The sequence below is a fragment of the Streptomyces sp. NPDC006265 genome, from assembly GCF_040613555.1.
Lineage (GTDB): Bacteria > Actinomycetota > Actinomycetes > Streptomycetales > Streptomycetaceae > Streptomyces.
The window spans coordinates 7,735-11,254 of sequence record NZ_JBEXSH010000214.1; the positions used below are offsets into that span (position 1 = coordinate 7,735).

General features: G+C 73.6%; 3 protein-coding genes. All 3 read left to right on the forward strand.

Annotated elements, in window-relative coordinates; genetic code table 11:
* Positions 1-661 (forward strand): TlyA family RNA methyltransferase (locus tag ABZ281_RS18965; RefSeq protein WP_356656875.1); only part of this gene is annotated, 661 nt, incomplete at its 5' end.
* Positions 658-1,563, forward strand: coding sequence for an NAD kinase (locus ABZ281_RS18970; protein WP_356656877.1), 906 nt, complete (start codon positions 658-660; stop codon positions 1,561-1,563). The genes ABZ281_RS18965 and ABZ281_RS18970, both read left to right, overlap by 4 nt.
* Positions 1,564-1,748: 185 nt before the next feature.
* Positions 1,749-3,467: a DNA repair protein RecN gene (gene recN, locus ABZ281_RS18975; RefSeq protein ID WP_356656883.1), complete on the forward strand. Its 1,719-nt coding sequence runs from the start codon at positions 1,749-1,751 to the stop codon at positions 3,465-3,467.
* Positions 3,468-3,520 lie beyond the last annotated feature (53 nt).

A 3,520-nucleotide genomic window follows, 5' to 3' on the forward strand; every position in this document is an offset into this window, starting at 1 on the left:
CGCAAGCGGGGTGCCCCAGGCCCACACCCCCCCGCACTACGTCCCGCGGGGCGGCCACACCCGGGCCGGCCCGCTCGCCGTGTTCGGGCCGCAGGGGCTGGCCGTCGAGGGGCGCAGGGCGCTCGACGCGGGTGCTTCCACCGGCGGTTTCACCGACGTCCTGCTGCGGGCGGGCGCCGCCCACGTCGTCGCCGTGGACGTCGGATACGGACAACTCGCGTGGTCCCTCCAGAAGGATGAACGCGTCACCGTCAAGGACCGTACGAACGTACGCGAGTTGACGCTTGAAGCGATCGATGGGGAGCCAGTGGATCTTGTCGTGGGGGATCTGTCCTTCATCCCGCTCGGGCTGGTCCTGCCCGCCTTGGTGCGGTGCGTGAAGCCGGACGCCGACCTGGTGATGATGGTCAAGCCGCAGTTCGAGGTGGGCAAGGAGCGCCTCGGCAGCGGGGGAGTGGTGCGCAGCACCCAGCTGCGGGCCGAAGCGGTACGGGGGGTGGCCGAGAAGGCCTGGGGGCTGGGGCTCGGGGTGAAGGGCGTGACGGCCAGTCCGCTGCCCGGGCCGTCGGGGAATGTCGAATACTTCTTGTGGCTGCGGTCCGGGGCACCGGCACTGGACCCGGCCGAGGCAGACCGTGCAGTGGCGGAGGGGCCGCGTTGACCGAGAACCGAGCTCGTACTGTTTTCCTGCTCACCCACACGGGCCGGCCCGCGGCCGTGCGCAGTGCCGAGCTCGTGGTGAAGGGGCTGCTGCGCTCCGGCCTGGGCGTGCGCGTCCTGGAGGCCGAGGCACGCGATCTGCCGTTGCCGGCGGAGGTGGAGCTGGTCAAGGAGGCCACTCCGCAGTGTCTCGACGGGTGTGAGCTGCTCATCGTGCTGGGCGGCGACGGCACGCTGCTGCGCGGCGCCGAGTTCGCGCGGGCGTCGGGCGTGCCGATGCTCGGCGTCAACCTCGGGCGCGTCGGGTTCCTCGCGGAGGCCGAGCGGGACGACCTCGACAAGGTCGTCGACCGGGTGGTGACCAAGGCGTACGAGGTCGAGGAGCGGATGACCGTCGACGTCGTCGTGCACCGCAACGGGGACATCGTGCACACGGACTGGGCGCTGAACGAGGCGGCCGTGCAGAAGGTGTCCGCCGAGCGGATGCTGGAGATCGTCCTGGAGATCGACGGGCGGCCGGTGACGGGGTTCGGCTGTGACGGGATCGTCTGCGCGACGCCCACGGGGTCGACGGCGTACGCCTTCTCGGCGGGCGGGCCGGTGGTGTGGCCGGAGGTCGAGGCGCTGCTGATGGTGCCGATCTCCGCGCACGCGCTGTTCGCGAAGCCGCTGGTGACATCGCCGGATTCCGTGTTGGCTGTGGAGGTTCTGCCCCACATTCCGCCGGGTGTGCTGTGGTGCGACGGGCGGCGGACCGTGGAGCTGCCGCCGGGTGCGAGGGTCGAGGTGCGGCGGGGAGCGGTGCCGGTTCGGCTGGCCCGGCTGCATCACGCGTCGTTCACGGACCGGCTGGTGGCCAAGTTCGCGCTGCCTGTTTCCGGGTGGCGGGGCGCCCCTCATTAGGGGTGGCCGTTCGTCGGCGGCGGATGCGGGTGATCCTGTGGCTTGTCGCGCCCGCGCGGTGGAGCCGCACATCGATACCGCCCCGCGCCCGCAAGCAGAGGGCGGTGCACTCGCGTGGGTGACAGGGGTGGGCCGGTCGCAATTGCCGGCCCGGACCTCGTAAGGTCGTGTCCGTGTTGGAGGAGATGCGGATACGGTCGCTGGGCGTGATCGACGACGCTGTGGTCGAGCTGTCGCCGGGATTCACCGCGGTCACCGGTGAGACGGGTGCGGGCAAGACCATGGTGGTCACCAGCCTGGGGTTGCTGCTGGGCGGGCGGGCCGACCCCGCACTCGTGCGGATCGGGGCCGGCAAGGCCGTCGTGGAGGGGCGGATCACCGTCCCCCGCGACGCCACGGCCGCGGTACGCGCCGAGGAGGCCGGGGCCGAGCTCGACGACGGGGCCCTGTTGATCAGCCGTACCGTTTCCGCCGAGGGACGCTCCCGGGCGCACCTGGGCGGGCGCAGCGTGCCCGTGGGCGTGCTGGCCGAGCTCGCCGACGAGCTGGTGGCCGTGCACGGGCAGACCGACCAGCAGGGGCTGCTCAAGCTGTCCCGGCAGCGGCAGGCGCTCGATCGGTACGCGGGCGACGCGGTCGGCGGGCCGCTGGCCAAGTACGGCGAGGCGTACAAGCGGCTGCGGGCCGTCTCCGCCGAACTCGACGAGATCACCACCCGGGCGCGTGAACGGGCCCAGGAGGCCGACCTGCTGCGCTTCGGACTCGACGAGATCGCCGCCGTCGAACCCCGTGCCGGTGAGGACGTGGAGCTGGCCGAGGAGGCCGAGCGGCTCGGGCACGCCGAGGCGCTGGCGTCCGCCGCAGCGGCCGCGCACGCCGCCCTCGCGGGCAATCCCGAGGACCCGGAGGGCGTCGACGCCGGGACGCTCGTCGCGGGCTCCCAGCGGGCCCTGGACGCCGTACGGTCGCACGATCCGGCGCTGGCCGCGCTCGCGGACCGCATCGGGGAGATCGGGATCCTGCTCCGTGACGCGGCAGGGGACCTGGCGGGGTACGCCGACGACCTGGACGCCGATCCGCTGCGGCTGGCGGCCGTCGAGGAGCGGCGGGCCGCGCTCACCGGGCTGACGCGCAAGTACGGCGAGGACATCGCCACCGTGCTGGCGTGGGCCGAGCAGAGCGCCGCCCGGCTGACCGAACTCGACGGCGACGACGAGCGGATCGGGGAGCTGACCACCGAGCGGGACGCCCTGCGGTCGGAACTGGGCGGGCTGGCGCAGGCGTTGACGGACGCCCGGACGGAGGCCGCCGAGCGGTTCGCCGCCGCCGTGACCGCCGAGCTGGCCTCGCTCGCCATGCCGCACGCGCGCGTGTCCTTCGACATCCGGCAGACCGAGGACCCCGAGGGCGTCGAGGTCGGCGGCCGTCCCGTCGCCTGCGGCCCCGCGGGCGCCGACGAGGTCGAGTTGCTGCTCGCCCCGCACCCGGGCGCGCCGCCCCGGCCGTTCGCCAAGGGCGCGTCCGGCGGCGAGCTGTCGCGGGTGATGCTGGCCGTGGAGGTCGTGTTCGCGGGGACGGATCCCGTGCCGACGTACCTCTTCGACGAGGTCGACGCCGGGGTCGGCGGCAAGGCGGCGGTCGAGATCGGCCGACGGCTCGCACGACTGGCGAAGAGCGCGCAGGTCGTGGTCGTGACGCACCTGCCCCAGGTGGCCGCCTTCGCCGACCGGCAGCTGCTGGTCGAGAAGACCAACGACGGGTCCGTGACCCGCTCGGGCGTCAAGGTCCTCGAAGGCGAGGACCGGGTGAGGGAGCTGTCCCGGATGCTCGCCGGCCAGGAGGACTCCGAGACGGCCCGGGCGCACGCGGAGGAGCTGCTCGCGGCGGCCCGGGCGGACGGCTAGGGCCCTTCTGATGGATCTCCGCCGCGTCGCGCTGCCCGGCCCGCACCCCCAAC